23 protein-coding genes are annotated in these 23662 nt (G+C 61.1%); 6 read left to right on the top strand and 17 right to left on the bottom strand.

The window, feature by feature from the left end; all coding sequences use genetic code 11:
- Window positions 1-28: 28 nt before the first annotated feature.
- The gene (locus tag E5K02_RS25400; protein WP_167856222.1) at window positions 29-178 is read right to left on the bottom strand and encodes a hypothetical protein; all 150 of its coding nucleotides are present in this window, start codon (window positions 176-178) and stop codon (window positions 29-31) included.
- A gap of 100 nt (window positions 179-278) precedes the next feature.
- Between E5K02_RS25400 and E5K02_RS00405 the strand changes: the two genes are divergently transcribed.
- Entirely contained in the window at window positions 279-491 is a 213-nt protein-coding gene (locus E5K02_RS00405; RefSeq protein WP_135391333.1) for a hypothetical protein, read from the top strand.
- Between the two features lie 126 nt (window positions 492-617).
- Here E5K02_RS00405 and E5K02_RS00410 read toward each other — a convergent pair whose 3' ends face one another.
- From E5K02_RS00410 to E5K02_RS00440, 7 genes are all read right to left on the bottom strand, one after another.
- Window positions 618-1634 (bottom strand): hypothetical protein, encoded by a 1017-nt coding sequence (locus E5K02_RS00410; RefSeq protein ID WP_135391334.1) that lies wholly within the window; start codon window positions 1632-1634, stop codon window positions 618-620.
- Between the two features lie 107 nt (window positions 1635-1741).
- Entirely contained in the window at window positions 1742-2257 is a 516-nt protein-coding gene (locus tag E5K02_RS00415; RefSeq protein ID WP_135391335.1) for a hypothetical protein, read from the bottom strand.
- 145 nt (window positions 2258-2402) lie between these two features.
- The gene (locus tag E5K02_RS00420) at window positions 2403-2762 is read right to left on the bottom strand and encodes a DUF6370 family protein (protein ID WP_206025914.1); all 360 of its coding nucleotides are present in this window, start codon (window positions 2760-2762) and stop codon (window positions 2403-2405) included.
- A 120-nt stretch (window positions 2763-2882) separates the two neighbouring features.
- On the bottom strand, window positions 2883-3707 hold the full coding sequence (gene menB / locus E5K02_RS00425) for a 1,4-dihydroxy-2-naphthoyl-CoA synthase (RefSeq protein WP_135391336.1): 825 nt from the start codon (window positions 3705-3707) through the stop codon (window positions 2883-2885).
- A gap of 120 nt (window positions 3708-3827) precedes the next feature.
- Window positions 3828-5687, bottom strand: coding sequence for a 2-succinyl-5-enolpyruvyl-6-hydroxy-3-cyclohexene-1-carboxylic-acid synthase (menD, locus tag E5K02_RS00430; RefSeq protein ID WP_240737086.1), 1860 nt, complete (start codon window positions 5685-5687; stop codon window positions 3828-3830).
- 122 nt (window positions 5688-5809) lie between these two features.
- Window positions 5810-7018: a chorismate-binding protein gene (locus E5K02_RS00435; RefSeq protein WP_240737087.1), complete on the bottom strand. Its 1209-nt coding sequence runs from the start codon at window positions 7016-7018 to the stop codon at window positions 5810-5812.
- A 20-nt stretch (window positions 7019-7038) separates the two neighbouring features.
- Entirely contained in the window at window positions 7039-7482 is a 444-nt protein-coding gene (locus E5K02_RS00440; RefSeq protein ID WP_135391339.1) for a hotdog fold thioesterase, read from the bottom strand.
- Window positions 7483-7561: 79 nt separating this feature from the next.
- On the opposite strand from E5K02_RS00440, the gene E5K02_RS00445 reads away from it, so the two are divergent.
- The 5 genes from E5K02_RS00445 to E5K02_RS00465 all read left to right on the top strand — a co-directional run bounded on the left by E5K02_RS00445 (window position 7562) and on the right by E5K02_RS00465 (window position 14687).
- Window positions 7562-8185, top strand: a complete 624-nt coding sequence (locus tag E5K02_RS00445) for a histidine phosphatase family protein (protein ID WP_135391340.1) — start codon at window positions 7562-7564, stop codon at window positions 8183-8185.
- Window positions 8186-8424: 239 nt separating this feature from the next.
- On the top strand, window positions 8425-10167 hold the full coding sequence (locus tag E5K02_RS00450; protein ID WP_135391341.1) for a pyruvate dehydrogenase complex dihydrolipoamide acetyltransferase: 1743 nt from the start codon (window positions 8425-8427) through the stop codon (window positions 10165-10167).
- 152 nt (window positions 10168-10319) lie between these two features.
- A complete protein-coding gene (locus E5K02_RS00455) occupies window positions 10320-12887 on the top strand; it encodes a TonB-dependent receptor (protein ID WP_135391342.1) in 2568 nt (855 codons plus the stop codon).
- A gap of 154 nt (window positions 12888-13041) precedes the next feature.
- Window positions 13042-13578, top strand: coding sequence for an ATP-dependent protease subunit HslV (hslV, locus tag E5K02_RS00460; protein ID WP_135391343.1), 537 nt, complete (start codon window positions 13042-13044; stop codon window positions 13576-13578).
- Between the two features lie 137 nt (window positions 13579-13715).
- Window positions 13716-14687: a deoxyhypusine synthase family protein gene (locus E5K02_RS00465; RefSeq protein ID WP_135391344.1), complete on the top strand. Its 972-nt coding sequence runs from the start codon at window positions 13716-13718 to the stop codon at window positions 14685-14687.
- A 254-nt stretch (window positions 14688-14941) separates the two neighbouring features.
- Here the strand turns inward: E5K02_RS00465 and E5K02_RS00470 are convergent, their stop codons facing one another.
- The 9 genes from E5K02_RS00470 to E5K02_RS00510 form a co-directional block, all read right to left on the bottom strand.
- The gene (locus E5K02_RS00470) at window positions 14942-15343 is read right to left on the bottom strand and encodes a hypothetical protein (protein WP_135391345.1); all 402 of its coding nucleotides are present in this window, start codon (window positions 15341-15343) and stop codon (window positions 14942-14944) included.
- A 146-nt stretch (window positions 15344-15489) separates the two neighbouring features.
- A complete protein-coding gene (locus E5K02_RS00475; protein WP_135391346.1) occupies window positions 15490-16047 on the bottom strand; it encodes a hypothetical protein in 558 nt (185 codons plus the stop codon).
- A 220-nt stretch (window positions 16048-16267) separates the two neighbouring features.
- The gene (locus tag E5K02_RS00480; RefSeq protein ID WP_135391347.1) at window positions 16268-17206 is read right to left on the bottom strand and encodes a DUF3667 domain-containing protein; all 939 of its coding nucleotides are present in this window, start codon (window positions 17204-17206) and stop codon (window positions 16268-16270) included.
- A gap of 185 nt (window positions 17207-17391) precedes the next feature.
- Window positions 17392-18702 carry a cystathionine gamma-synthase family protein gene (locus E5K02_RS00485; RefSeq protein ID WP_135391348.1) on the bottom strand — a complete coding sequence of 437 codons (1311 nt, stop codon included), beginning with the start codon at window positions 18700-18702 and terminating at the stop codon, window positions 17392-17394.
- A 130-nt stretch (window positions 18703-18832) separates the two neighbouring features.
- A complete protein-coding gene (locus tag E5K02_RS00490) occupies window positions 18833-19408 on the bottom strand; it encodes a hypothetical protein (RefSeq protein WP_135391349.1) in 576 nt (191 codons plus the stop codon).
- 29 nt (window positions 19409-19437) lie between these two features.
- The gene (locus tag E5K02_RS00495; RefSeq protein ID WP_135391350.1) at window positions 19438-20172 is read right to left on the bottom strand and encodes an ATP-grasp domain-containing protein; all 735 of its coding nucleotides are present in this window, start codon (window positions 20170-20172) and stop codon (window positions 19438-19440) included.
- Between the two features lie 33 nt (window positions 20173-20205).
- Window positions 20206-21279, bottom strand: a complete 1074-nt coding sequence (locus E5K02_RS00500) for an N-acetylmuramoyl-L-alanine amidase family protein (protein WP_240737088.1) — start codon at window positions 21277-21279, stop codon at window positions 20206-20208.
- Between the two features lie 432 nt (window positions 21280-21711).
- A complete protein-coding gene (locus E5K02_RS00505; RefSeq protein ID WP_135391351.1) occupies window positions 21712-22554 on the bottom strand; it encodes an SDR family oxidoreductase in 843 nt (280 codons plus the stop codon).
- 81 nt (window positions 22555-22635) lie between these two features.
- The gene (locus E5K02_RS00510) at window positions 22636-23538 is read right to left on the bottom strand and encodes a helix-turn-helix domain-containing protein (protein WP_135391352.1); all 903 of its coding nucleotides are present in this window, start codon (window positions 23536-23538) and stop codon (window positions 22636-22638) included.
- Between the last annotated feature and the right edge of the window lie 124 nt (window positions 23539-23662).

The raw sequence follows: 23662 nt of genomic DNA on the forward strand, positions 1-23662 counted from the left end.
GTAGTGTCTGGAAATCAGATCAAAGCTTTTACGCACCCGCCGGCACCGGATAGGGTTGCCAGGGGATGTTGCGCCACCGGCCGGCCCGGCCCTGGAGCAGGAAGCGGGCTACTTCGGCAATATCCGCGTGGTTGCCGTTGGACAAGTCCCACGTCAGGCGCCCCGCCACAAAGCGCACACCTTTTAGCGGCGGCGCTGGGAAAACCGGAGCCTGGTTCTGCTTGACTTATAGAGAGCTAAAGTTGTAACTTAGGGAAGCCACCAACCCCGTATGCGCCATGCACGCAGCCTCCCGCAATTCGTTTGCTCTGGTCCGGACCTTTGTTTTCCGGCGCTACATCACGCTTCGTCGTGCTGCTCTGGCCACCGACCCCGCCGCCGAGGCCGCCCGCAAAGCCCGTAAGCGGCGTAAGAAAGAAGCCAAGCACGAGCGGCTACGCAATTTCTTCGGCTGGTGCGCCGGCTGTGAGGCCTACGGCTCGATCTTCTAAAAGAACTCCCAGATAACAAGCCGCACCCCTAGTCAAAGTGGCGCGGCTTATTCGGGGCTGGTTGCAGCAGCCGTTGACTGGCATACGGCAAGCAGTGCCCGGGCATGGCTCCAGCCTACAACCAACTCACGGCTTCCTGATGTATACAAGCGTGGACGTAAACGGCTTTTGTGGCGTGTACTTATCATTAATAAGAAAGTAGCCCTTCTTATGAGCCGCTAGGCCTTCCCAGTTGTAACCCATGTAGGGCCCGGGCAACTCGCCGATGGGCTGCCAGCTAAGTTCCCGGCCCCGGCGCCTGATAGCCACCAGCCGGCAGTAGTTGTGGTAAGCGGCACCGGTCCTGATAAGGGCCGTGCTGGCCGGGTCGGTGGCAGGGGTGCGGTAAACCGTGTCTTCGCCCTCCCCCTTGAAGAAGTAGTTGATGGCCGTGAAGTGCCTCCCTGTGGTGCGGGTTATGTCCGTGATTCGAAACGGCAGCCGGGCCAGCGGCAAGGCCGTAGCCGGTGAGGCCGCAGCAGAAAGAGTGTGTTGGTAGGCGTAGTTTTGGGAATCGAAATAATTGTATTCAAAAAAGCTCAGCAGCGTGTTCCGGTCCTTGCTGATGGCCTCGAAGCCAGCATTGTAGATGTGGGAGCCGTCGGGCCGGGTGGGCTTGGGAAGGGCCAGCAGAAACCCGGTATCCAGAACCACGGCCGAGTCCTGCAGCGTACCTTTTAGCAGGTAGCAGTTGGGCGAAAGCGTGGTGGTTTCCACGCTAAAATAGAGCTGCTTCCCGTCGAAGGCCAGGGCCTCCAATCCTTCGTATTCCTGGTTTTGGGCGTTGATTTTGCCCTGGAGCACGGCCAGGTTCACCAGCGGGTACTTGCGGTAGGGCAGCGTATAAGCCGTGTCGGCGAGTTGGCGCTCCAGGTCGGCCAACTCGATGCGGTAGAGCTTGCCCTCGGCTTTATCCTGCAACCGGCTTTCCGAGAGCAGAAAAAGCGCCTTCTGACGGATAGCCAGGCCGGAAAACTGATTGTCGTAGTAGGCAAGTTCCGCGGGCAGGGAGATAGGGCGTACTGCCAGCTGCGGCAGGGGTGTTTGGGCCCAACTGCCGGCCGGCAACAGCAGCAAGGCCAGGGTCCTGGCATAACGTTTCATCGGGCCAAGGCCCCGGACTAAGTGAGGCAAAACATGTGGCTGGAACACAGGGCTGAATAAAAGAGCGGAAATATGTACCGGCGCCGAACCGCCCGGCTACCACCGGGCTACACCATGGTGGTGACGATGACGCTGGAGGCCATGGTCATGTAGTAGTTGGTGCAATGAACGGCCAGCAGCACCAGAATATCTTTCTGAGGCAAGGACTCGAAAAGCTCGGAGCTGGTAACGGTATAATCGTAGTTGGTTTTGTTCCACTTAAAATCGGGCAGAATCGTGAGCAGCTCTTGTTCTTTCTTGTCGAGCAGCACGTAGCTGCCTTTCAGCACACTCTGGTTTTTCAGCACAAATGCGTTGTTCACCCCGCCCAGCCGCGACTTGAGCACGATGTTGCCGTTCCAGTGCATTTTAAAGCTGAGCAAAACGGTTTCTTCCTGGTCTTTGAGCTCAATCGTGGTGCCCCAGAAGCCCCGGGGCTCGATGCGCAGCAATGGGCCGTTGGTCAGCGAAAGCACGGCTTTAAACGTAAACCACTCGGTGTACTTCAGTTCGCCCAGCACGGCGGCATTGGCCACCAGCGTAAACGTGCGGGTATCAGTCGATTTTATCAGGTAGTGGGCCATGGGCTTGCAAAGGGAAGATGGTGAATCCGCTCGGGCCTTGGCTGAAAATACTAGCAAACCCCGGCAGCTAAAGGTGGCGCCAATATAGGCGCGTTTACCGCGCAAGTCACCAGGCGGCTATAAGCCAGGCTGCCCCGGCGTTGCCTTACTTGGCAGAGGTCGGGGCCGGAACCAGCTGGAAGTAGGTTGCTTTGAAACGATTGTCAACCACTTCTCCCTGCACCCTGGCCTGCCGAATGGCCTGGCAGAAACCGTCCTTGGCGTGGGCGTCGCCGTGCGAGTCGATAGTGGTGCCGTCCACGAAATACGCTTTACCGTCGCGGCGAATAGCCAGGTCACAGCTTTTGCCCGGCAGCCCCAGCTTGCACTGCCCGCAGGAAGCATCAACGAGCAAGATTTCCTTGGCTGGATCGGGGCCGGGGGGGCTGGCCGCCGGGGCCGCCGATTGCGCGTAGCCGGCCGAAGCCATCAAAAAGCTTAGCAGCGAGAACAGCAGGATCTTCATAGAGTAGAAACTTGAGGTAAGTAGGGGCTGGCAGGCAAAGGACGCTGAAAGGCCAGAAAAGCAAGCTGCCCACCTGTATACGGGTGGGCAGCTAAAGATAAACCAACTACAACGGGTTGGTTACGGAAATTTCGGAAACTTCGAGAAATCCGGCTTGCGCTTCTCGATAAAGGCGTTCTTGCCTTCCTTGGCTTCCTCAGAAAGATAGTACAGCAGCGTGGCGTTGCCGGCCAGCTCCTGAATACCGGCTTGCCCGTCGAGCTCGGCGTTGAACGAGGATTTGAGCATGCGCAGGGCCAGGGGGCTTTTCTCCAGAATCTTCTTGCACCAGGCCACCGTGGTTTCTTCCAGCTGTTCCAGGGGCACCACTTTATTGACCAGGCCCATATCCAGGGCTTCCTGGGCGTTGTACTGGTCGCAGAGGAACCAGATTTCGCGGGCTTTCTTCTGCCCGACTACCCGGGCCAGGTACGAAGCCCCGAAGCCGCCGTCGAACGAGCCCACGTTGGGGCCGGTCTGGCCGAAACGGGCGTTTTCCGCCGCTATGCTCAGGTCGCAGACGACGTGCAGCACGTGGCCGCCGCCGATGGCCCAGCCGGCGACCATGGCCACCACGGGCTTGGGAATCGAGCGAATCATTTTCTGCAAGTCCAGCACGTTCAGGCGGGGTACGGTGTCTTCGCCCACGTAGCCGCCGTGGCCCCGCACGCTCTGGTCGCCACCCGAGCAGAAGGCCTTGCCACCCTCACCGGTCAGGATTACCACCCCGATGTCGGTGCGGTTGCGGCAGATGTCCATGGCCTCAATCATTTCCTGCACCGTGAGCGGGGTGAAGGCGTTGTGAACCTGCGGACGGTTGATGCTGATTTTGGCGATGCCCTCGTGGAAGGTGAAGAGGATTTCGCGGAACTCCTTAATCGGGGTCCAGGTGATTTGTTCGGCCATAGTTGGTCAGATTTGCTTTAGCGTCTTCTGCGTTTTTCTCGGTGCCTTCTGCGGGCCAAATCGTTGAACGATGGTTCCCGCAGAGGACGCAGAGGAAAAACACAGAAGGCGCCGAGCTGTTCAGGAAAAAGAAGTACGAACTGCTTTGCGGTATTCTTCGAAGAAAGCGGCGTTGGTGGCGCTGTCAGTGGTGATTTCTAGCAGAGCTGCCCCGCTTACCGGTGCAAAGAAAGCGGATAGCGCCAACTTCAGCTCGGCAAAGGTGCTGGCCGTGAAGTAGCGCAGGCCAAAGTCGCGGCAGGTATTCTCGGCCGTTAAGGGCTGGTGGGTTTCAAAGAACTCTTCCAGCTCGGGCTGCTGGCGCGGACCGTCAATCAGGCGGAAAATGCCCCCGGCGTGGTTGTTAAACAGGATTACGCGCAAGTTGGGCGTCGGATAATTCTGCCAAAAAGCGTTGCGGTCATAAAAGAAGGCCACGTCGCCGGTCATCAGCACTACAGGCCGCGCGGGCTGGGCCAGGGCTGCGCCCACCGCCGTGCTGTTGCAGCCGTCGATGCCGCTGGTGCCGCGGTTGGCAAATACCTCGACTCGGCGGTTTTCCGGCAACCCCAAAATGTTGGCGTAGCGCACCGCCATGCTGTTGGCCAAATGCAGCGCCGTGCCGTCTTCGAGGTGGCGCAGGGCGTGGTGAAAGGCCGCGAATTCGTTGAAAGGCTGGTCGGGCTGGGCCAGAAAATCGTGCAGGAAGCCCTTGGCCCAGCTCTCGGCCTTGGACCAGGGTGTAGCGTAGGCGGCTTTGGCCGCCGCGTCCTGCTCACTCAGCGCCCAGCCGCTGGTCGGCCAGGTCAGCCGTGGCGTGGTTACGCTAGGAGTCGAACCTGGAGCCGCGGCCTTGGTAGCTGCGGGGGCAGTTGTGTGCCCCGCTTCTTTGGCCGCTGCGGTATCCTCGGCCGAAACCAGGCCGCCAAACGGGGAGTAATCAGTGGCCACCAGCTGCTCAAAGAACGTGATGGGCTCCAGGCGAATAATGCGCGTGAGCGACTTAAATGTATCGGCCACGGGGCCCGCGGCCTGCACGTGCCAGTGCTGGACGGGCTGGGAGTCGCGCAGATACAGCTTCAGGGCTTTGGAAATCAGCGACTGGCCGAACGTAATGAGCAAGTCGGGCCGCAGGGCTTCCTTCAACCCCCGCTCGGGCACGGCCATAAACACGTCCTGCTTGCCAAGCGGGGCCGTGCGCAGGTCGTAGGTAGCGCCCACGGGCTGGTGCAGGTTGGAAATAATGTCGCCGACCACCGGAATCTGGTAGGCCGCCGTGAACTGGCGCAGAGCCAGCAGCAGGGCCTCGTCGGGGTGGTGCTGGCCGGCTACCACCAGCACCCGCGGCGTCTGGCGCAGGGCGTGGCGCAGGGCCACCAGGTCGGGGCCGGGCAGGGTAGGGCGGCTGGGCGTTTCCTGAATCACGCGCACCGCCTCAAAGCGCAACTCTTCACCGGCTTTGGGGTAGAACGGCTCCCGCAGCGGCACATTCACCTGCACCGGCCCGGCCGGAAACTGCTGGGCCAGGTTAATGGCCTCCGATACGATACGGGCCGAGTGCCACTTGGCGTCGGCGTGGCTTGTATCGGCCGGGAAGGTGAAAGTACCCTTGGCGTGGGCTCCGTACAAATCGGTTTGCCGGATGGTTTGCCCGTCAAGCTGGTCTATCCACTCCGGAGGCCGGTCGGCGGTAAAGACCACCAGTGGAATCTGCTGAAAATAAGCCTCGGCTACGGCCGGGGCGTAGTTCAAACCGGCCGTGCCGGAGGTGCATACCAGGGCCACCGCCCGCCGCTGCGTTTGGGCCAGGCCCAGCCCGATAAAGGCGGCGGCCCGCTCGTCGGGCACGGTACGCACCGTGATGCGCGGGTGGCGGGCAAAGGAAATCGTCAGGGGCGCACAGCGGGAGCCGGGCGACAACACCACGTCGGTAATGCCCATCTGCGCACAAATTTCCGCAATATTATATACAGCCTGCATCGGTGAAGTGGTGAAGAGGTAAGCTGGTGAGGTGTCGTGCCGCTTGCGCAACTGGGCGCCGACGGAACTACAAACTCACCGGCTCACCGTAAGACGGCGCCTATGGTGCTCAGTTTCATTTCGGTTTCCTGCCACTCCCGCTCCGGGTCGGAGTCGGCGGTGAGGCCGGTGCCCGCGTAGAGAACCGCTTCCTGGGAGCGAAGTTGCAAACAGCGCAGGTTTACAAACAGCCGTGAAACCCCGCTCTGGGGCAGGTTGACCGGACCCAGAAAGCCACTGTAGTAGGCCCGGTCGTAGCCTTCGTGCTGCTGTAAAAAGCTCAGGGCCGCTTGCTTGGGCATGCCGCCCACGGCCGAAGTCGGGTGCAGCAGCCGCAGCATGTCGGTGCCCAGGGTGGGGAAAGGAACTTGGCGCAGGTTTACGGCAAAGTCGGTGCGCAGGTGCAGCAGCTGCCCGGCTACCACGGTGCGCGGTCCGGTTTCGTCGTACTCGCGCAGGCGCAGCTGCTTAAAGCAACTCACGATATAGCGCGCCACCAGAGCCTGCTCTTCAATTTCCTTTTGCCGCCAGATAGCGTGGTGGGGCAGGGCGCCCGGGGCCAATGCCTGGGTGCCGGCCAGCGCCATGGTCCGGAAAATGCCCTGCTCGTCAATTTCTACCAACACTTCCGGCGAAGCGCCCAGCCAGGTGCCCGCCCCCGGCGCGCTGACCAACGACACGAAGGCGCGCGGGTAACGGGCGCATAAGTCGCTAAAGGCCCGCAGCACGTCGAAGTGGGCGGGCAGAGGCCGGCGGGCGGCCCGCGACGACACGACTTTTACCACCTGCCCGTGCCGGATGGCCTCGACCCCGGTTTCCACCAGCTGGAAGTACTCCGCCTGCGTAGCCGTATGCGGCACGGGCTGGGTACTCAGGTGCCAGGGCAGTGGGGCCGGGTCGGCGGCGTGCTCGGTCGCCAGGAAGGCCAGCAGCTGACTGGCCCGGCTGTCGGTAGCGTCGAGGTGGAGCTGGTCGGGCTGCTCGGCGTGCCAGTAGATGTCGGCGGGCAGAAACAGGGCCGGATTGTGGTCGGAGTCCCGAAAAGGAAAAAAGGCGAAGCCCGCGGGAGCCTCGGGCGAGAGGGCCGGGGGCAGCCCGGTCAGGGCCGCCTCGGCCGAGAGGCTCAGGCAAAGCTGAACGTGCTCGGTGCCCGGCAGGCGCCAGGCCGCCACCGGGAGCTGCTGCTGCAGGCCAAAGGTGAGTAGCTGGAACAGCTGTTCCGACGCGGCCGGTATGGGGCCAGGCCAGGACACTATCCGCGGCTGCGGCACACTCATGCTTTTTTCTCCGCGTTGGCGGGCAAATCAATGACCGCCATGGTAATACGGCTTACGCACACCAGCACACCGGTTTCCTCGTGGGTAATGCGGATTTCCCACACCTGGGTGCTGCGGCCCACGTGCAGGGCGGTAGCCCGGCCCACCACCCAGCCCGAGTGCACGCCCTTCAGATGATTTGCGTTGATTTCCAGCCCTACACAGGCCTTTTTGCGTACGTCAACCTGAAGCGCCGCGCCAATGCTGCCCAGCGTTTCGGCCAAGGCCACCGAGGCCCCGCCGTGCAGCAGGCCCATGGGCTGGTGGGTGCGGCGGTCGACGGGCATGCGGCCTACCAGCAGCTGGTCGCCTACTTCAGTGATTTCAATACCAAGGTGTTCGCCCAGCGTATTGCGGCACCAGGCGTTGAGCTGGGCCAGGTCGGCGGTAGGGTGTGACATGCAGGAAATGCGGTGAGTAAACGGATTTGGGGGCCCAAAAGCGCTACTTTCGGGCCCAAACAACAAAGCTAGCGGGAAAGTGAGCGTCAAAAAAATATACCTTATCCGGCATGGGCAGACCGACTTCAACGTGGCCGGCATCGTGCAGGGCAGCGGCGTCGACTCCGATCTGAACGAGGCCGGCCACCGACAGGCGGCTCGCTTCTTTGCGGCCTATCGGCACCTGCCGTTCGATAAGGTGTATACCTCTACGTTGAAACGCACGCAGCAGTCGGTGCAGGGCTTTCTGGACCTGGGTTTGCCCCACGAGCAGCACAGCGGGCTAAACGAGATTAGCTGGGGCGTGCGCGAAGGCCTGCGCATCACGCCCGAGGAAGATGCCGAGTACAACGGCGTATTGCAGCAGTGGCAGCGGGGCGAAACCCACGCCCGCCTGCTCGGGGGCGAAAGCCCCGATGAGGTAGCGGCCCGGCAGCGGCCTTTTATTGAGCTGCTGCGCAACCGGCCCGAGGAGGAAAACGTGCTGGTGTGCATGCACGGGCGGGCCATGCGCGTAATTCTGTGCCAGTTGCTGAACTACCCGCTCAGCTGCATGGATGCCTTTGAGCACCGCAACCTGTGCCTGTATAAAATTCACTTTACCGGCAGCCAGTTTTCCGTCAGCAGCTTTCTGGACGTGACGCACCTGGCGGAATGCCCGTGAGCAGGGTAATCCAGCAGAAAAGCTAAAGGGAAGCTGTGGGGCGAAAATGCCGCCACGCAACGCCCGCTGAAAAAGCCCGGAAGCAGGCCCCGGCTAATAGCAATTTGCTAATACTCTGCCTGCTACTGGCAGGGGCGAAGATTCGCTGAAGTGCCTAGGCTCTTTGCGGCTACGTTATTGTTTGCACCCGAAGATTTTCGGGCTAATTTTGACCCTACACAATACACTCGAAGACGCAGATGGCCGAAATCATAAAAATGCCCAAAATGAGCGACACCATGACCGAGGGGGTCATTGCGGCGTGGCTCAAAAAGGTGGGTGATAAAGTCAAATCCGGGGACGTCCTGGCCGAAGTAGAAACCGACAAGGCCACGATGGAGCTGGAAAACTACGAAGACGGTACCCTGCTCTACATTGGTCCCAAAGAAACCGAAGCCGTACCCGTGGATGGGGTGTTGGCCATTGTGGGCAAGGAAGGTGAAGATATTTCGGCGCTGCTAAGCCAGATTCAGGGCGGTGGCACCCCGGCGCCAGCTCCCAAGGCTGAAGAAGCTCCCGCCGCGCCGGCTCCCGCAGCAGCGGCTCCGGCTCCGGCTCCGGCTGCGCCAGCTCCCGCTCCGGCAGCCCCCGCCGCTCCGGCCGGCAACGGCAAAAAAGCCACGGTGATCCGGATGCCCAAAATGAGCGACACGATGACCGAAGGCACCATTGCTTCCTGGCAGAAAAAGGTCGGCGACAAAGTCAAATCCGGCGACGTGCTGGCGGAGGTCGAAACCGACAAGGCTACCATGGAGCTGGAAAACTACGACGATGGCACCCTGCTCTATATCGGTCCGAAAGAAGGAGAAGCCGTAGCCGTCGATGGTATTCTGGCCATCATCGGCGAAGAGGGTGCCGACGTGCAGGCCCTGCTCGGTGGGCAGTCGGGTGGGGCCGCGGCTCCTGCTGCCGCTCCGGCCGAGGCCCCAGTAGCTACCACGCCCGCCCCGGCCGAAGCAGCTCCGGCCGCGGCCGCCGCTCCCCAGGCGGCTACTACCACCGGCGGCCGTCTGTTTGCTTCCCCGCTGGCCAAGAGCATTGCCCGCGAAAAAGGGATTGACTTGGCTACCATCAAAGGCTCGGGCGAAAACGGCCGCATTGTGTCGCGCGACCTGGAAAACGCCTCGGCAACGCCTGCTCCGGCTGCCCAGCCCACTGCTACTCCCACTACCGCGCCTTCGGCGGCCCCGGCCCCGGCTGCTGCTGCGCCAGCCCCGGCTGCTCCGGCTCCCGCGGCAGCTCCGGCCGCCCAGCCCGCCGACGGCACCTACACCGACACGCCCGTGTCGCAGATGCGCAAAGTTATTGCCCGCCGTCTGTCGGAAAGCCTCTTCACGGCCCCGCATTTCTATCTGACGATGGAAATCCTGATGGACCGGGCCATGGAGGTCCGTACCCAGCTCAACGCCCTGTCGCCGGTGAAGCTCAGCTTCAACGACCTGGTTATCAAAGCCGCCGCCGTAGCGCTGAAGCAGCACCCGGCTGTCAACTCCTCTTGGCTCGGCGACAAAATCCGTCAGAACAAGGTGGTCAACATTGGCGTGGCCGTCGCCGTGGACGAAGGCCTGCTGGTGCCCGTAGTGCGCAACGCCGACGGCAAAGGCCTCTCGACCATTGCCACCGAGGTGAAAGAACTGGCCGGCAAAGCCAAGAGCAAGAAGTTGCAGCCCGCCGAGTGGGAGGGCAGTACTTTCACTATCTCCAACTTGGGCATGTTCGGCATTGAGGAATTCACGGCCATTATCAACCCCCCGGATGCCTGCATCCTGGCCGTGGGCGGCATCAAGCAGACGGCCGTGGTAAAAGACGGACAGCTGGCCATTGGCAACGTGATGAAAGTAACCCTCTCGTGCGACCACCGCGTGGTAGACGGCGCTACGGGTGCGGCCTTCCTGCAGACGCTGAAAAGCCTGCTGGAAGATCCCATGCGGATGCTGATCTGATAAGAGATACCGGCTTTTATTGCCACGAACAAAAAACCAGCCCCAACCGGCTGGTTTTTTTGTTCGCTCGCCTATTTCATGGTAAAAGCACTATACTTGCTAAATAGGGGATACAACACGATTCCCCGGGTATTCACCAACTCAACCCGAGCATGCGGAAAATTACTATAGTAGCAGTAGCCATGTGCCTGACCAGTGCTACGGCCTGGGCACAGAGTCAAACCCTGAGTGGCCGGGTGCTGGATGCCGCCGGCCGGCCTGTGATTGGCGCCACCGTGGTGGAAAAAGGCACCAACAACGGCACGGCTACCGACAACGACGGCCGGTTTAGTCTCTCGACCCGGGCTGCCGCCCCCCGGCTGGTTATCAGCTCCATCGGCTTTGCCTCCCAGGAAGTAACGGCCGGCAGCGGGGAGGTCAGCGTGAGTTTGGCCGAGGCCACGACCAGCCTGGGTACCGTGCAGGTAGTAGGCTCGCGCAGCCAGAACCGCTCCGTGACCGACTCGCCCTCGCCCGTCGACATCATCGACCTGCGGGAAGTAACCACCCGCACGGGCCAGCTCGACGTGAATCAGCTGCTGCAGTTTGTGGCGCCTTCCTTTAACTCCAACCGCCAGACCGGCTCCGACGGGGCCGACCACGTAGACCCAGCCTCGCTGCGCGGCCTCGGGCCCGACCAGACCCTGGTGCTCGTCAACGGCAAGCGCCAGCACCAGTCGGCTTTGGTGAACCTGTTTGGCTCGCGCGGCCGCGGCAACACCGGCACCGACCTGAACGTTATTCCGGCCGCCAGCATCGAGCGAATCGAGATTCTGCGCGACGGGGCGGCGGCCCAATACGGCTCCGATGCCATTGCCGGCGTGATTAACATCGTGCTGAAAAGCTCGGTGAAGGAGCTCACGGCCAGCGTGAACTACGGCGCCTACGACGCCAAATACCGCTTCGATGACGAGAAATTCGACGGGGGCAACTTCAACGCCAACCTCAACTACGGCCTGGGCCTGGGCGAGCGGGGCAGCTTTATCAATGCCACCCTCGACTACAACAAGCGCGAGCATACCCAGCGAGCCAACGTGCCCTCGCCCGACGGCCTGGCCCGCCGCGAATACGGCGACCCGGAAGTAACCAACGTGTCGGGCTACCTGAACTCCAAGTTTGCCCTCAGCGACAAATCCCACATCTACGTGTTTGGCGGGGCCAACAAGCGCCGGGGCGACGCCTTCGCCTGGACGCGCTTTGCCGACGATGACCGCAACGTGCCCGCCATTTACCCCAACGGCTTCGACCCCATCATTACCAGCGACATCTGGGATGTGTCGGCCGTGGCTGGTTTCCGCACCTCGCTGGGCGGCTGGGAGCTGGATTTGAGCGAGAACTTCGGCTCCAACCGCTTCGAGTACGGGGTGGAAAACTCGCTGAATGCCTCGCTGGGCGCCAGCTCCCCGACTTCCTTCGACGCGGGCGGCTTCCAGCTCTCGCAGGACATCGTGAGCCTGGGGCTGACCCGCAACTTCAAAACCGTGCTGCAGGGCCTGAACGTGGCGGCCGGGGCGGAGTGGCGGCGCGAGCGGTATTCGCTGTTTGCCGGCGAGGAAAAGTCGTACCGCAACTACAACACCGACCCTAATGTGGAAGTAGCCAGCGGCTCCCAGGGCTTTCCTGGGTTCCAGCCCACCGATGCCATTGAGGCCAAGCGCTCCAATTTCGGGGCCTACGTCGACGCCGAGCTGAGCCTGACGCCGCAGTGGCTGCTGGCCGGGGCCCTACGCTTCGAGAACTACACCGACTTTGGCAGTACGCTCAATTACAAAGCGTCCACGCGCTACAACCTGACCGAGTTTCTGACCCTGCGCGGCACCTACAGCACCGGCTTCCGGGCGCCGTCATTGGCTCAGATCAACTTCAACTCGACCTTCACCAACTTCATTGGCGGCGAGCCGGTAGAAGTGCTGCTGGCCCGCAACAACAGCGCCGTGACCCGGAAGCTGGGTATTCCGAGTTTGAAGCAGGAAACCTCCAACAGCGCCAACGTGGGCCTGACCAGCCGCATCGGCTCCTCGCTGAGCCTGACGCTGGACGGCTACTACATCAAGGTCAAGGACCGGGTGGTGCTCACCAGCCAGTTCAGCGCCGACGACCCGGTTATCGGGGAGGACCTGCAGGCCCTGAACGTGGGCCAGGCCCAGTTCTTTGCCAATGCGGCCGACACCCGCTCCATCGGCCTCGACGTAGTGCTGAACCACGCCCTGGCCCTGGGTGCGGGCGGCCGCCTGAACTCGACGCTGGCCGCCAACTTCAACCGCCTGCGCATCGACCGGGTGCAGACGTCGGGCCGCCTCACGGGCCGGGAAGAAGAGTTTTTCGGGGCCCGGGAGCAGGCTTTTGTGAAGGCCTCGGCCCCGCCGTCCAAAATCAACCTGACCTTCGACTACAAAGTGAGCCGCTTCGGAGCCCTGCTGCGCTTCGTGCGCTTCGACAAAGTGCAGCTCATCGACTGGAACGGCGACCCAATGAACTACAAGGCGCGCACCACCACCGACCTGACGCTGAGCTACTCGCTCAGCGACCATGTGCAGCTGGCGATTGGCAGCTCCAACCTGGGCAATGTGTACCCCACGCTGTTCAACCCCCAGCTCACCGAAACCGGCGGCGCCTGGGACCCGGTGCAGATGGGCGCGAACGGTCGGTTTTACTTTGCTAAATTGCAGGCCCGTTTCTGATGTGAGTTGTCAGGCATCAGCTGCTCGTTGTCAGCTGATGCCTGTTTGATAATATAGAATGGGGAGTCAGCCGTAGGTATGCAACGTACCGATGGCTGACTTCTTTGCTATCCGCTCACCAGATAACGAACCACCACCAACTGACAACTAGCATATGAGAATCCGCTCCACGACTGTGCTCGGCATCCGCCACAACGGCGAAATTGCCCTCGGCGCCGACGGCCAGGCCACTATGGACAAGCACGTGGCCAAGAGCAACGTGCGTAAGGTGCGCAAGCTCCAGGATGGTAAAGTCGTGACGGGCTTTGCCGGCTCCACGGCCGATGCCTTCATGCTGCTCGACAAGTTTGAGGAAAAGCTCAACGGCTACGGCGGGCAGCTGCGCCGGGCCGCCATTGAGCTGGCCAAGGAGTGGCGCAAAGACCAGTACCTGCGCAAGCTCGAAGCCATGATGGTAGTGGCCGACAAGGACGAGCTGCTCATCATTGCCGGCACCGGCGACGTGCTCGAGCCTGACTCCGACGTGGCCGCCATCGGCTCTGGGGCCATGTATGCCCAGGCCGCCGCCCTGGCTTTGAAGAAGCACGCGCCCCACCTCACCGCTCGCCAGATGGTGGAAGATGCCCTGCACATTGCCGCCGACATCTGCATCTACACCAACCACAACCTGATGATTGAGCAGCCCGGCTAGAGGCCTTTTTTGTGAGCAACCCAGCCGCAATGGTACGCTATGCAGAATCTTGGATATAGCGCCCCGCCATTGAACGATTCCCGGTTGTAATTTGATTGTAAACCGCACACCCACTTACCCACTGAACCTACGATTCGATGAACGTAACGAACTTCCTCAAGCACCACTACCGCCACTTCAACGCCGCTGCCCTGATTGACGCCGCCGAAGGCTACAACAAGCACCTGGCCGAAGGCGGCAAGATGATGATTACCCTGGCCGGGGCCATGAGCACCGCCGAAATGGGCATCCAGCTGGCCGAACTCATCCGCCAGGACAAGGTGCAAATCATCAGCTGCACCGGTGCCAACCTGGAAGAGGATATCTTCAACCTCGTGGCCCACGACTTCTACGAGCGGGTGCCCAACTACCGCGACCTGACGGCGGCCGACGAGCAGGCCCTGCTCGAGCGCCACATGAACCGCGTGACCGACACCTGCATTCCCGAAGAGGAAGCCATGCGCCGCCTGGAGCACTCGGTACTGAAGTTCTGGGAGCAGGCCGACAAAGCCGGCGAGCGGTACTTCCCCCATGAGTTCTTCTACCAGATCCTCAAGTCGGGCGAGCTGGAGCAGTACTACCAGATTGACCCCAAGGACTCCTGGATGCTGGCTGCCGCCGAGAAAAACCTGCCCATCATCTGCCCCGGTTGGGAAGACTCCACGCTGGGTAACATCTTTGCCGGCCACGTGATTAGCGGCGACATTAAGAACGTGCACACCGTGCGCACCGGCATCGAGTACATGATCTACCTGGCCGACTGGTACACCCAGAACGCCCAGGAGGAAAGCAAAGTAGGCTTCTTCCAGATTGGCGGCGGCATTGCCGGCGACTTCCCCATCTGCGTGGTGCCCATGCTGCACCAGGACTTGCAGCGCACCTCGGTGCCGCTGTGGGGCTACTTCTGCCAGATTTCGGACTCGACCACGTCGTACGGCTCGTACTCCGGCGCCGTGCCCAACGAGAAAATCACCTGGGGCAAGCTGGGCCAGGACACGCCCAAGTACATCATCGAGTCGGACGCTACCATCGTCGCCCCGCTGGTGTTTGCCATGGTGCTGGGCCAATAATTGCCTTCACCGTTTAACTAAAAAGCCCGCCGCTGAGCTTCAGCGGCGGGCTTTTTAGTTATAACTGGTAGACTACTTCAAGTACGGATTATAAAATGTCGATTTGACACTAAATCACTCACTGACGACGGAGTTTCCTGTATTTGAATGATGCCTTGCAAACAGCCTATTGTGCACAACAGGTGGGGGCATAGTCATCACCAGTGGCCAGGAAACTGAATACAATGAACCTCTTAGTTGAGCACACTTCGTATTTACTTTTTCAGTGCAATCTGAACGACGAAGCTTTGATCGGTCAGGTCTTCCAACATTAGTTCGGTTGCACTCAACGATACCACTCTATATGGTACGCTCGACCAAGACATGAGTATTTCCATCTTTTGTTGATTAAAGACATACGTCCCGGTACGCGTGTTACCATTGCGCACCTGGGTTACGGTATTGCCCTGGAAAGTAAAGCTCTGAGCCATGGTAATCACCTCGGTTCTTGGTGGATTTCTCCAGAAAATGGTTTCTTTATCGGCCGTCCACTTCCCGATTACAGCGGAGTCATTGGTAGCAGGGGCCGGTGTTTCCGAATCCTCTTTACAGCCTTGGAAAGGAATACTGAATAAGGTAGCGGCCAACAGCCAAAGCAAGGGCAAGAGTTTTTTCACGGAATTTGAGTTGAATGATTGACAAAGATCGTCCGGGCCTTTGTCCCCACCAATACCTATTTCCAGGTATTTTATGGGTCATTAATGCTCAATCATAACGAGCTGAGCTCATCCGTTGCCATCATTCGGCCCGGTACCGGCTTGGGTTAGTCGAGAGTAGCTGCTTCATCTTCCAAACTTCCAGCCAACATCTCCGCCTCGCAGCGCAGCCCAGCCAGTCGGGCCTCCAGCAGCCGTTTAGCCGTGGCCCCGCAGGTAGTTCGCAGTTGCTTGCGGGCTTGCAGTTCAAAGAGAGTAATCCAGTCCTGGTCGTCTTCCGCGTTTTCGACGGGGCCGGGGTAAGCCCGCAGGGCTGGCACGGCCACCAGTCGCGCCTTGAGCGGGTCGGCCCGGCGGCGCAGGGTTTCCAGCTCCAGCTCTAGGCCCTGTATCTTGGCCCGACATACGCGCAGGCAGTATCTCAACTCCTCCAGATTGGGCTCCGGCTCGGGCAGGGGCGGAGGGGCCGGAAAAGTACCACCTGCCCCATCATACACGAGGCCCTGGGCCGCCAGTTCCAGGCGTAGCTGCTGCACCCCCGTAGCCGGAGTAGTTGATTGATAGCCTCGCTCAGTCAGGGCCAGGCTCGAGCGGGCTATGCCCAGCCAGTCGGCCAGCATATCCTGGCTAAGGCCGAAAAGAGTGCGAAGGGCGCTGGTGTTCATTATATTGGCTAAATAGGGTTGAGCTAAACAAGGTTGGGGTAAACAATTTCAAATTGTTTACCCCAACCTTGTTTAGCTAAGAGCCGACAGTATGTCTTTGCCAAGAGTAGCGCTTGGCAAACTGCCTGCCATCAAGATCGGGTAAGCTGCCACAAAAAGTCCGCCCCTGAACCCAGCGGCGGACTTACCGGCAATCGGCTGCCTGCTAAAGCCCGCCGTGCTACGGCCGCCCGGGCGCGACCTGGGTAGTAGTGGGTTTTGCCTTAAGCTTCTGCTGCATATCCTGGCGCAGACTCGGGTCCTGACGCAGCAGCGATGTTATCAGGAAGGCTATGTAGATAAAGCAGGCCAGCATCAGGACTAGGAACTGCAGCAGGGAGGCCCCGGCGGCCCGTACCCACCGGCTGGTGGCCGACAGCTGCGTGTGCGCTTGCATCTGCCAATACACCCAGATAGGGTACACCAGGGACGGCAGCGCCAACACAAAGGACAGATTGTGTAGCGCGGGCAGGCGCCGGGCCAGCAGGGCTAGCAGCACGGTGAGGGCCACGGCCGGGACCGTGACGGTACCGGTAATAAAGGCCTGTGCAACCAGCATTTCGGTGTAGTGGTAGCGCGTGGCCCGCAGCAGCAGCCACGCTACCAGTGCGTTAATAGGCAGCAGCACCGTGTAAATCAGCGACGGGTACTTGTAGAGCGAGGTCATATACCGGTCCATGGCCAGTAAAAACACTTTGGGCATGGTCGCGACCTTCTCGGGCGGAAAGGGCTGCACGTGGAGCATGGACATGAGCAGCGCGCCTAGGCCCCCAACCAGCAGCAGGTAAGCCACGGGCCGAAAGTGCTGGGCCCGGCGGCCGGCCAGGTACTCGGCAATGGCAAAGCCGGGGCGGGTCAGCATCTGGCGCAGGGTATAGAGCACGCCCTTATCGACGTGCCAGACGGAGTGCGGCAAATCGTGTAGCAGCAGGTAGCGCATCGTGAAGCGGTGGGTGTGGTGGGCATCCTGCCCGCAGTGCCCGCAAAACCGGTCGGCTACCAGGGTACCGCAGTTGAGGCAGGCAGCGGGTCCGTGCTCTGCCGAAGGGGCCACCGTATCGTGGACCGAGCGGGCCAGCTTGGCGTCAATCGCAACGGCGGGAGTAGAGTCGGTTTTCATATAGGATAGAGTGGATATTTTTGAAATAAAGCCAGTTAATTCAAAAATAGCAAGCAAAAAAGCCCGCCGCTGAACTTCAGCGGCGGGCTTTGATGATGGTGTAGACAACGGATTGGGCGTATAGGCCCTGCAAATACTCGGCTACCCTCGAGTTGTTCGGTCAATTAGTTTACGCATCCGGCGGCCTACGCCAGTTCCACCTCCCGTACTTGCTGCGGCACACCTACGGCCTCAAAGGCCTGGCTCAGATCCAGCATCAGGTCCTGGGCATCTTCCACCCCGATGCTGAGGCGAATCATCTGGGACGTTATGCCCATTTCGAGCTGGTCGGCGGGGGTGATGTCGGAGTGGGTCATGGTGGCCGGGTGCTCGGCCAGGCTTTCAGTGCCGCCCAGGCTCACGGCCAGCTTAATCAGGCGCAGGGCGTTGAGAAAGCGGAAAGCTTCGGCCTCGCCGCCGCGGATGTCGAACGAAATCATGGAGCCGGGCGAGAGGCAGTGGCGGCGGTAGATATCCTGCTGCACGGGGCAGTGCTCCAGGTGCGTCAGGTAGTAGGTGCGCGCTACCAGGGGGTGGGCCCGCAGCCAGTCGGCAATGACCTGGGCCGAGGTGGCGGCGCGCTCCATGCGCAGCTTCAGGGTTTCGAGGCTGCGCATCAGCATCCAGCCGGTGTTAGGGTCACACATGGTCCCCATAAAGGTGCGCATGGCCTTGATTTCCTTCATCAGGGCCTTGGAACTCAGCGCCGCCCCCGCAATCAGGTCGGAGTGGCCGCCCAGGAACTTGGTGGCTGAGTAGAGCACCACGTCGGCGCCGTGCTTTAAGGGGTGCTGAAACACGGGCCCCAGGAAGGTATTATCCACTACCAGGCGCACCGGTTTCTCGGCCGAGCCGTAGCGGCGGGCCAACGCGGCGCAGGCTTCCAAATCCACGAGGTGGTTGGTGGGGTTGGCGGGCGTTTCCACAAAAATCATGGCCAGGCGGCCGGGAGCAATGGCCGCGGCCTGGGCTTCGAGCTGCTCGGGCGTGGCCGTGGGCAAAAAGCCCTGGGCCTCGATGCCGAACTTGCGCAGCACGTTTTTGAGGAAGAAGTCGGAGCCGCCATACACGGGCTCGGAGTGCAGCACCACGTCGCCGGGCTGCAGCAGGGCCAGCAAGGTGGTGCTGATGGCGGCCATGCCCGAGGCGAAACTCGCGGCTTCCTCGGCCCCGTCCCAGAGGGTGAGGCGGTGCTCCAGGATTTCGAGGCTGGGGTTGTTGAGGCGGGAGTAAATCAAACCCATTTCCTCGTCGGGGCCCTGCTGGCGCAGGCCGTAGGCTAGTTCGAAAAAGGCTTTTCCTTCTTCGGCGTTCTTAAAGACGAAGGTCGAGGTCTGGAAAATCGGGGGCTTGATGGCGCCTTCGCTCCAGGCCGGCGTGTAGCCGTAGCTCATCATCAAACTCTCGGGGTGGAGTTGCTGCCCGTTGATACAGGCGTGGTCATGGGGGTTAGTCATGAGAAAAGGATTGGGTGGGAGGGAAGATTGGGTCCCACGAAGGTAGCTTTTCTCCGGAAGTAGGTGCGGGCGGCGGAGTTGGGTGGCGGCCGCACAGCCTTACCGCAGCTGCCCTATGGTGGTACTAGGGTTACTCCGCTCCGGCCAACGCGTCGACAAAGGATTGCACCAGCGCAGCATTCAAAGCGGTTTTTGATGCACTAGTCTCGTCAATCTTATTCAGCCGGTTCCAATCTGGCTTGAGGCTTTCCCACTGCTGCCGAATAGCGCGGCGCTGTTCCGGGGAACTGGTGAAGCGTTGCGTGTCCAGCACGGTGAGTATGTGCATCTGCACTTCCCAGTTGGTACCCGCCGCGCTGAACAAGACCGTGAATAAGCCACTCAGGTGCCGGCGGCAGTCTAGCCTTTCCAGCGCGTAGGCTAAGGTGCCTCGGTGTCGAAGGTTGGCTGGATGGAGCAATGCCCGCAGCAGGGCCGCTACGGCCCAATGGGCCCGGTTCTTCCTGAAGGCCAGGGCCGCCGCATTACGGATGTGGGCGTTGTCGTGCGCAAGCAAACCCAGCAGAAACCGGCGGCTGCGGCGTTGGATTGTCGTACTGAACCCGCCCCCGAAGCGCAGCAGCTGGTCACACGCCTGTTGAGTTTCGAGCCAGCTGCCAGCAAAGACACGGGCTTGCAGCTGCTCAAATCGGGCTTTTTTGTTCATAAGGTCTGGGCAGCAGAGCAGGCCGTAGCTTAAAAGTCGCAGGCGTCAGCAGTGCCCGTCAGCTCGGCCCAGCGGGCACTCAGAAACTTGGCGTAACGCAGCGGCGGCAGGCCGTAGCTGCCCACCGAATATCCTTCGTTGACTTCAATAACCAGCGTGGCGCCAGCAGCGGTGCGGCCGACGTCGAGGGCATAGGCCTTGGGCGCGGCGGAATAGGCGGCCACGGCGGCTTCCACCACGTGTGGGTCGAAGTGGGCGCGCCAGTCGCCGCGGTAGGGCTGGGCGGCCAGCACCTCACCGTAACGCACGAAGCAGCGCCACTCGGCCACGAACTGCACCGGCTCGGCGCACCACACGGGCGTGTTTTCGGCTTGGTCGCCGCAGCCCAGCAGGTCGCGGAAGTGGCGCACCAGTACGCCGGTAAACTTCTTGCGGGCCAGGCGGGGCTTCACAAATACGGGCCACTGGGCCGGGTCGGCGGCCACCTCGTTGATGGTCGAGAGCCACATGCGCCGCCCCAGAAACGGCTGGAGTTGCTCGGGGTAGTCCAGGGCGGGCGGCACGGGACAGCCCAGAGCCCGGAGCGCGCCTTCCACATCGTCGATGTGGCTGACGACAATATCCGCGGGCTCAGTACTGGGTAGCTCCGCAAAGCGGTGAAACGGCACGATTTCCCAGCCCATCTGCCGAAATCCGTCGGCAGCGGCAAAGCAGTTGGTATTAGCCCACTCGCCGGAAGCGTCCTGGTTGATATAAGCGCGCATGAGCAGCCTAGGCGGTTTAAAACCCGAAAAAAGTTACTTCTTCCCCCGGTAATCGGCAATGATGCCCTCGGCTATCCAGTTGGCCAGGGCCTGGCGGTTGTCGGCCACCACGAAGCGGCGCTGGTCTTTCTGGTTGCGGATGTTGCCCAGCTCCATGAACACGGCCGGGGCGTGGCTGTTGCGGACCTCAAACAGAGTGCCGCGCTCCGACACGTTGCCGGAGTAGGGGCGGTTGGGCTGGGCGCGCTTGTAGCGGGAGGTAAACACCCGGTGAATGTTCTTGGCCAGGCGCAGGCCGGTGGGGCTGTTGGGGTGGTGGTAAAAGAACACGTCGATGTTCTGGCCCTCGCTGCGGCTGTCGACGTGCAAGGCCAGCAGGCGCTGGTAGGCGCCCTTGTGCCGGGCGTGCAGGGCATTTACCTGGGCAATGCGCTGGCGCAGGCGCTGCACCTGGCTCAGCGGAATCGGGCGGTGGGGGTAGTGCACCTCGTCGTAGTCCATGGGCAGCACGTTTTCGTCGCGGATACCGTCGTTGGGGTCCTGCACCATAACGTACACGGTAGCTCCGTTCTCAATGAGCACCCGGGCCAGGCGCACGGTCACGTCGTAGGCGTACTCGTCTTCGGCCAGCTTAAAGGAGCCGTACTTGCCGATGGCGCCGGGGTCGGGGCCGCCGTGGCCGGAAGACAGGTAAAATACCGCGCCCCGCAGCGTGCCGTTCTGGGCCCGGGGCGTGCCAATGCGGGGCCCAAACAGCTGGGCGCTGGATATAGGTGCCTTGCTGACTGGCAGGCGGGTAACGGCGCGGGCAGTGGTACGGGCGCGGCGCGGCGTGGTACGGGCAGCCGAGCGGGAAGCGTTTTTGCGCGTGGCCTGGGCTTTGGGCAGCAGGTAGGTACGGCCGGTAATAAGGCCGTTGCCGCGCCGCAAATTCTTCTGGTTGAGTTGCTTGAACTGCCGGCTGTAGAGGCGCGGGTTCAGGCCGTAGCGGATGAGCAGCGTTTCCACCCCGTCGCCGTTGCGGGCCTTCACGCGCCGGTAAGAAGACTGGGCCAGGGCCTGCAACGAAAGCAGGCAGCAAAGAGCGAGTAGGTAGACGGTGCGCAAAAGCAAAAAATGTAGGAAGGCTCGGCAAAGCCTTATGGGAGGGCAACAAAACCAGGGCCGCCGGCCGCTGCCGACGACGCGCAAAAGCCTTGCGTACGTGGTTCGGCCGTTTATTGCCTATACGAACCTACAAAAGAGGGGGTAAATCTTTAGAATAGTGAATATAAAATAGCCATTCTGTCCTTGCGAGGCGGTAGCCGAAGCAATCCGTCCTCTGCGCAGCACGACGTGTTCTTTACCCACAAAGCCATTGTTCTGTCATTGCGAGCAGCGCGAAGCAATCCGTCCTCTGAAATGTGCCGAGTGTTCTAAAGTGAAAAGCCCTAACGCCTGAGTAGACGTTAGGGCTTTCTGAGTAAAGAGCGGGTCTACCTGCGCAGAGGACGGATTGCTTCGTCCTTCGTCCTCGCAATGACAGAGGAGGGGAGGCGGTTAGGCAAAGCCGGTGGCCGTAGCCAGGGCCTGCCACTGCTGCATATCCCGCTGCACGGTGGCAATCTTCTGAGCGGCCATCTGGTAAGCGTCTTCGCCCAGAAACAGGTGCAGGGGCTGGGTTTCGGCCTCACTGGCCTGAATCAGGACGGCCGCGGCCTTGGCCGGGTCGCCGGGCTGGTTGCCATTGATCTGCTCGGCGTGCAGAATCTGAGAGTCGCGCACCGACTGGTAGGCCCCGATGGGCGCCTGGGGCTGACCCATGGAGCCGGCCGACAAAAAGCCGGTGCGGAAGTAGCCGGGCTTCACAGTAGTGGCCTGAATGCCGAATGGCTGCACCTCGGCGGCATACGACTCGGTAAGGCCATCGACGGCGAACTTGGTGGCGCAGTAGATGCCCCAGCCCGGAAAGCTTCCAAAAAAGCCTCCCACCGAAGAAATATTGAACACCCGGCCCGAGCCCTGGGCCCGCAGATAGGGCGTGGCAGCTCGCAGCACGTGGAGCAGGCCAAACACGTTGACCTCAAAATTCTGGCGGGCTTCCTGGTCCGACAGCTCTTCCAGGGCGCCTACCTGCCCGTACCCGGCGTTGTTGACCACCACATCCAGGCGGCCAAAGGTGCGGATGGTCGTTGCCAGGGCCTGCTGCACGCTGGCTTCCTGGCTCAGGTCCATGTGCAGGGGTAAAAAACGGTCATTGTCGAGCGGCCCGGCCTGCTGCAGCTCCGTCAGGTTGCGGGAAGTGGCGGCTACGGCGTAGCCGCGGGCTAGTAGTTCGTGCACCAGGGTCAGTCCCAGGCCCTTTGAGGCCCCGGTCACAAACCATACGTTGGACGTTGTCATAATTGCGCGGTTGGTATGGCGCAAAAGTAGCGGGGCCGGCCGCCGCCGGGCTTACCGCATTCAAACCGATGCTTGCGAAAATCAAACAGCCCGCACGGCCGTTGGAGTAGTGCCGGCCTGCTTGCGGAAGAAGTTGGTGAAGTGAGCCGGTTCTTCGAAGCCCAGACAATAGCTGATTTCGGACACGCTCCAGGTGGTGTGCTGCAGTAGGGCATGGGCTTCCTGCGTAAGGCGGGCGGCAATCAGCTGGGTGGTGGTTTTGCCGGTTACTTCCTTCAGGGCCCGGTTCAGGTGGTTGACGTGCACGGCCAGCTGCCCGGCAAAGGCGTTGGCAGTGCGCAGGCGCACCTGCTGGCCCGGGGTTTCAATTGGGAACTGCCGTTCTAGCAGCTCCGTGAACAGGGAGGCGATGCGCGTAGCCGCATTGCTGTCCTTATACAACACAGTGGCTGGCTGCAGCTTCAATGCGCTGTGCAGCAGTTCGAAGACGTAGTTGCGCAGCAAGTCATACTTATACGCGTAGTCCGAATCTATTTCGGCGGTCATCTTCTCGAACAGCTGCCGGGTAGTGGCAAACTGTGCGTCGGTGAGGGCGTACAGGGGCTGCCCGCCGGGCCGAAACATGGGCAGCTCTAGGGCGGCCGCCTGCAGGTAGCGGTGCAGGAAAGCCTCGGTGAAGATGCAGAAGTAGCCCGATTGGTTGTCGTCGAGCGGCTCCCAGTCGTAGGGCACCATGGGGTTGGCAAACAGCAGGGCATGCCCCAGGATTTCCACGGTCTTATCGGCGAAATAGTAGGTGCTGCGGCCGGTTACGAGGGTTATTTTGTAAAAGTCCTTGCGGCTGTAAGGCAGGTGGCAGGCCTTAGGGCCCACAAAGTCGTCGAGGCGAAAGACATTGAAGTGGCCGATATCCTGCTGCAGATTATCGGGCATCCAGTGAATCTTCTGCTGGTAAAAATCTTCGAGGGTTACAGCTTGGCTCATTAGACTAAGTTACGAGAATCAAACGGCAGGAGCATGCAAGTAACAGGCATGCCGGCTAGCTGTTCTAAGAGGGGGTACGTACGTTTCCCGTAGATTAGCCCCAACAAAGGCGCGAAACTCCGTC

It is taken from the genome of Hymenobacter metallicola (assembly GCF_004745645.1).
GTDB lineage: Bacteria > Bacteroidota > Bacteroidia > Cytophagales > Hymenobacteraceae > Hymenobacter > Hymenobacter metallicola.

Coding starts and splice junctions, on each gene's coding strand:
- E5K02_RS00495 (WP_135391350.1), bottom strand. CDS start 20,172: ATGCGCGCTTATATCAACCAGGACGCTTCCGGCGAGTGGGCTAATACC.
- E5K02_RS00455 (WP_135391342.1), top strand. CDS start 10,320: ATGCGGAAAATTACTATAGTAGCAGTAGCCATGTGCCTGACCAGTGCT.
- E5K02_RS00490 (WP_135391349.1), bottom strand. CDS start 19,408: ATGAACAAAAAAGCCCGATTTGAGCAGCTGCAAGCCCGTGTCTTTGCT.
- E5K02_RS00475 (WP_135391346.1), bottom strand. CDS start 16,047: ATGAACACCAGCGCCCTTCGCACTCTTTTCGGCCTTAGCCAGGATATG.
- E5K02_RS00505 (WP_135391351.1), bottom strand. CDS start 22,554: ATGACAACGTCCAACGTATGGTTTGTGACCGGGGCCTCAAAGGGCCTG.
- E5K02_RS00420 (WP_206025914.1), bottom strand. CDS start 2,762: ATGAAGATCCTGCTGTTCTCGCTGCTAAGCTTTTTGATGGCTTCGGCC.
- E5K02_RS00450 (WP_135391341.1), top strand. CDS start 8,425: ATGGCCGAAATCATAAAAATGCCCAAAATGAGCGACACCATGACCGAG.
- E5K02_RS00465 (WP_135391344.1), top strand. CDS start 13,716: ATGAACGTAACGAACTTCCTCAAGCACCACTACCGCCACTTCAACGCC.
- E5K02_RS00485 (WP_135391348.1), bottom strand. CDS start 18,702: ATGACTAACCCCCATGACCACGCCTGTATCAACGGGCAGCAACTCCAC.
- menD (WP_240737086.1), bottom strand. CDS start 5,687: ATGGGCATTACCGACGTGGTGTTGTCGCCCGGCTCCCGCTGTGCGCCC.
- E5K02_RS00415 (WP_135391335.1), bottom strand. CDS start 2,257: ATGGCCCACTACCTGATAAAATCGACTGATACCCGCACGTTTACGCTG.
- E5K02_RS00480 (WP_135391347.1), bottom strand. CDS start 17,206: ATGAAAACCGACTCTACTCCCGCCGTTGCGATTGACGCCAAGCTGGCC.
- E5K02_RS00405 (WP_135391333.1), top strand. CDS start 279: ATGCACGCAGCCTCCCGCAATTCGTTTGCTCTGGTCCGGACCTTTGTT.
- hslV (WP_135391343.1), top strand. CDS start 13,042: ATGAGAATCCGCTCCACGACTGTGCTCGGCATCCGCCACAACGGCGAA.
- E5K02_RS00410 (WP_135391334.1), bottom strand. CDS start 1,634: ATGAAACGTTATGCCAGGACCCTGGCCTTGCTGCTGTTGCCGGCCGGC.
- menB (WP_135391336.1), bottom strand. CDS start 3,707: ATGGCCGAACAAATCACCTGGACCCCGATTAAGGAGTTCCGCGAAATC.
- E5K02_RS00510 (WP_135391352.1), bottom strand. CDS start 23,538: ATGAGCCAAGCTGTAACCCTCGAAGATTTTTACCAGCAGAAGATTCAC.
- E5K02_RS00440 (WP_135391339.1), bottom strand. CDS start 7,482: ATGTCACACCCTACCGCCGACCTGGCCCAGCTCAACGCCTGGTGCCGC.